The 3,990-nt window shown below is 72.8% G+C and carries 3 protein-coding genes and 1 pseudogene; all 4 read right to left on the bottom strand.

Annotated elements, in window-relative coordinates; all coding sequences use genetic code 11:
- Nucleotides 1-169: 169 nt before the first annotated feature.
- Nucleotides 170-580, bottom strand: a pseudogene (locus ACYVE9_RS18100) (ATP-binding protein); the annotation flags it as partial.
- 125 nt (nucleotides 581-705) lie between these two features.
- A complete protein-coding gene (locus ACYVE9_RS18095) occupies nucleotides 706-1,920 on the bottom strand; it encodes a helix-turn-helix domain-containing protein (protein ID WP_461028923.1) in 1,215 nt (404 codons plus the stop codon).
- Nucleotides 1,921-2,002: 82 nt separating this feature from the next.
- A complete protein-coding gene (locus tag ACYVE9_RS18090; RefSeq protein ID WP_461028922.1) occupies nucleotides 2,003-2,767 on the bottom strand; it encodes an alpha/beta fold hydrolase in 765 nt (254 codons plus the stop codon).
- A gap of 108 nt (nucleotides 2,768-2,875) precedes the next feature.
- Nucleotides 2,876-3,990, bottom strand: a 1,115-nt coding sequence (locus ACYVE9_RS18085) for a lysylphosphatidylglycerol synthase transmembrane domain-containing protein (protein WP_461028921.1), incomplete at its 5' end; no start/stop codon positions are given.

Raw genomic sequence — 3,990 nt, 5'->3', positions numbered from 1 at the left:
GTGCGGCGCGTCCGGGTGACCGGGCGGGCCGGCGCGGAGCCCTCCGGGGCTCAGGCGCCTCCCCGCACGCCGCCTACTCCCTCACCTACGCCGTCGGTACGGCGTCCGGCTCCAGGGCCCGGCTCCCAGGCCCAGGCCCGGATCGCCGCTCGCATGCGTCCCCCTCGAACCTTCCGTGCAGCTCCGCCCACACATGCTTGCCCCACGGCAGCAGTTCGGTCCCCCATGCCTCCGCCAGTTCCCTGACAAGCGCGATGCCGCGCCCGCTTTCGTCCTCGGCACCGGGGTTCCTGCGCACCGGGCGGGCCTTGGAGAAGTCGACGACGCCGATGCGTACGCGTGCCGGGCCGGGCCGGTCGATGACGACTCGGACGGACTCCCTCCGAGCGTGCCGGACGGCGTTGGACACCAGCTCGGAGACGATCACGGTGCCGTCCTCGGCCAGGTCGGCCAGGTCCCAGACAGCCAGCGCGACGCGCAGCAGGCGCCGGGCGGCCGCGGCGCTCTCGGGCCGACGGGGGAGTGTCTCGCTGTACCCCGGGGAGCCGGTGGAGCGGGAGCGCGCGGTAGGTTGCGGCATGTCGGTCTGCTCTCTCAGATCGGCCGAGCCCCGGGACCGGTCGCACGGTCGCCGGGGCGCTGTCCGCTCATGCAAGCGCCATGCCCGAGACGGTTACAGGGACGCAACGTCCCAGTTTCGGCACGCTATTCGGTGACCCCGAGGAACTCCGCCAACGGCCGGAGGCCCGGGGGATGTCGGGGGAGCGACCACAGGTCGCGCACTATGGCCACGGCCAGCGTGTGGTGCCGCATCCACGTCGGCGCCACCCGGCGCAGGGACTCCAGGGTCTTCACGGCCCCCGCGGCATCCCCGATGTCCGCGTGGGCCCGTGCCACGTCCAGCAGCAGCCACGTCCGCCAGGACGGCGGGGTGTCCTTGCTCAGCCGCATGCCCTTGGCCAGCGCCAGGGCGTCCTGCGGGTGCCCGTACTGCACCGCGAGACGGACTCGTTCGATGCGGACCGATGACGGGCTGAACACGCTGACCATGCGGTTGTCGCCGCCGTCGGGCAGCCCCGAGACGCGGGCGGCTTCCTTCTCCGCCGTTTCCATCATCACCGCCGCGCGCTCGTAGTCGCCGCTCCGCGCAGCCGACGTGGCGGCGCTCATGGTCAGCGCGCCCCACACCTTCAGGCCGTCGGCTGTCCCGTCGCGGACCGCGTCCGGCATCTCGTCGGCGGCGCGGAGGGCGATGCTCAACGCGTCCTCCAGGCGGCCCTGCCGCTGGTAGGCCCACGCCGTGGAGTTGACGATCATCGGGAGGAGCAGCGGATCGGAGGACCGAGCCGCAGCGTCCATGGCGCGTTCCAGGCTCGTCAGGGCCAGGTCGGTCTTGCCCATCCGTACGGCGACGTGTCCGGCGAGCTGGAGCGCCTTGCCCAGGGCCGCGTGACCGGCCCTGCGTTCCCCGTCGTTGCCCGATGCCGTGGCGGTGCGGGCGTCGGAGAGCAGGTCCGGCAGCGCCTTCATCACCGTGTCGAACTCGGCGGCGTGGTACCGCGTCCAGCCGTCCGCGATCCGCTCGCGGAGGTCGTCCAGCGAGAAGCCGGGCCCCGGCGGCTCCGGCTCCGGTCCCCAGCGCACGGGCATGACGGCACGGCGTACGGCGACGAAGCGGGGGCCGTCGTTCTCGCCCGAGGAGGAGACCGCAGGCGGGTCACCCAGGAGCGTGGTCAGTTCCACGCCGAGACCGTCGGCCAGGGCGTGCAGCGTGGGCAGGCGGGCCGAGTGCTTGCGCCGCTGTTCGAGCTGGCGGATCACGTCGACGGACACGCCGGAGCGCTCGGCCAGTTCCTCCTGCGTCAGGGAGGCCAGGCGGCGCAAGCGGCGCAGGGTCCTCCCCAGGTCTTCGTCTGCCACCTCGTCACGGTACGCCGCCGTACGTGCCCAGCCGCACGGTCACGGCGGCACCCGGTCGCGGGGCGCGGGTCGCGAGCGCCGCTCAGCCGGTCGGGGCCCGCTTGCCGAGGAACTCGATCAGCAGATCGGTGACGGCTGACGGCCGCTCCAGGCTGGGAAGGTGGCCCGCCCACGGCAGTTCCACGTGGTCGGCGTTCGCGAGCAGTTGCGGCAGTCGGGCAGCGATCTCCCGGAAGTCCGCCAGGTCATGGCCGCCCGACACGATCAGGGAGGGCGCGCTGACCGCCGACAGATCGACCGCGGTCTCGACCGGCTCGAACTCCTCAGCGGCTGCCAGCTGCACCTCGAAGGCGAGCCGCTGCATGCGGCGTACCGCCTCGCGGGCGGTCTCGTCGGCGTCCGGGCCGAGCCACGTCTCGACCATCAGTTCCGTCGCTCCGGTGATGTCGCCCGCCTCGATCAGCGCTTCCTCCCGCTCCCCGAGCGCGTTCAGCTCGGCTGAAGGTTCATGGCCCGGCAGGGCGGAGCAGAGCAAGGCGACGGCGCTCACCCGGTCCGGTCGGCGCGCGGCGATCTCCAGTGCGACCTGGCCACCGTACGAGGACCCCACCAGCGCCACCTGCGCGACGCCCAGACCGTTCAGGAGGGCCAGCACGTCCTCGGCGTCGCTGTACGGCCGGTCCGGCGCGGGCGTCTCACCGAAGCCCCGAAGGTCGCAGCGCACCAGCCGGTAGCCGGCGCCGATCAGGGCGGACCACTGCGGGTCCCACATCCGCCGGTCGCAGACCCCGGAGTGCAGCAGTACCACCACAGGACCGTCTCCGGCCACGTCATGAGAAAGCGTCATCCGGCGGACACTACGCGGTGGTCGATCGAAGGGCCTCCGGATATCGGAGCTCTCGGCAGGCCGCCACCGCCCCGGCTGCCCGCCCGGGGCACGATGCCCGTCGCGCCCCTACAGCGCCTTGCGCTGGGTGAGGCGGGTGAAGGCGAGCCAGCCGGGCAGCACCGGGAACCAGAAGGTGAGTACCCGGAAGAGCAGCACCGCCGAGGTGGCGGTTGCGGCGTCCAGCTTGCCGATGGTGGTCAGGCCCGCGAACAGCGCGCCCTCCACCGCACCCAGCCCGCCGGGGGTCGGGGCGGCGGATCCCAGCGCGTTGCCGGCCAGGAACACCACGGCGACCACGGCGAAGCTGGCCTCGCCGCCGAACGCCCGGATCGACGCGTCCAGGCACATCACGAAGGCGAGCGTCAGCAGCACCATGCCGCCGAGCCCCGCGAGCAGCTTGCGCGGCCGCTGCACCACGTCCAGCATGCGCGGCACCACCCCGGCGAACAGCGAGCGGACCCGGGTGACGACGAAGTTGCGCAGGCCCGGGATCGCGGTGACCACCAGCGCCAGCACCGCAACGGTCAGCAGACCCGCGATGACCGTGCGGGACGGCGGAATGGACGGTGCCTGCTCCTTGCCCGTCAGATAGCCGAAGAACAGCAGCAGCATGATGTGCGAGCCCAGGCCGAACAGCTGCGAGGCACCGACGCTGGCCACGGCGTGGCCCGGACGCACTCCGGCACGTTGGAGGAAGCGGGTGTTCAGGGCCACACCGCCGACCGCCGCGGGGGCGACTAGTTTGACGAACGAGCCGGCGACCTGGGCCAGCACCGTCCGCAGGAACGGCACCTTCTCCGGGACGAACCCGAGCAGGCTGAGTGCCGCCGCCGGATAGGTGAGCGCGGAGAGCAGCGCCGCCACCGCCACCCAGCCCCACTCGGCGTTGGTGAGGAAGTCGGCGAAGTTGATGTGGACGATCTGGGACAGCAGGAAGTACACCGCGAGCGCCCCGGCGATCATGCTGATCAGGGTCCGCGGTCTGATGCGCTCCAGCCGGACGGGCTCTATGGCGGCCTGCGGGCGGATGCTCAGCACCTCGCTGCGGATCTGAGTGAGCAGGTCCTCCTCCCGCGCGCCCTCCAACGCCTCGTCGAGCGCGCGCTTGTCGGCGTTGCGCTCGGCGCGCACCGCCTCGCGGCTGCCCGGCTCGGGCGCCTCTCCGCGCGCCTCGCGCGCCT

The organism is Streptomyces sparsus (assembly GCF_054776295.1).
This window is presented reverse-complemented; position numbering and strand designations above follow the sequence as displayed.

Excerpts from the sequence above, each read along its gene's own strand:
- ACYVE9_RS18090 (WP_461028922.1), bottom strand. The coding sequence starts at position 2,767 with ATGACGCTTTCTCATGACGTGGCCGGAGACGGTCCTGTGGTGGTACTG.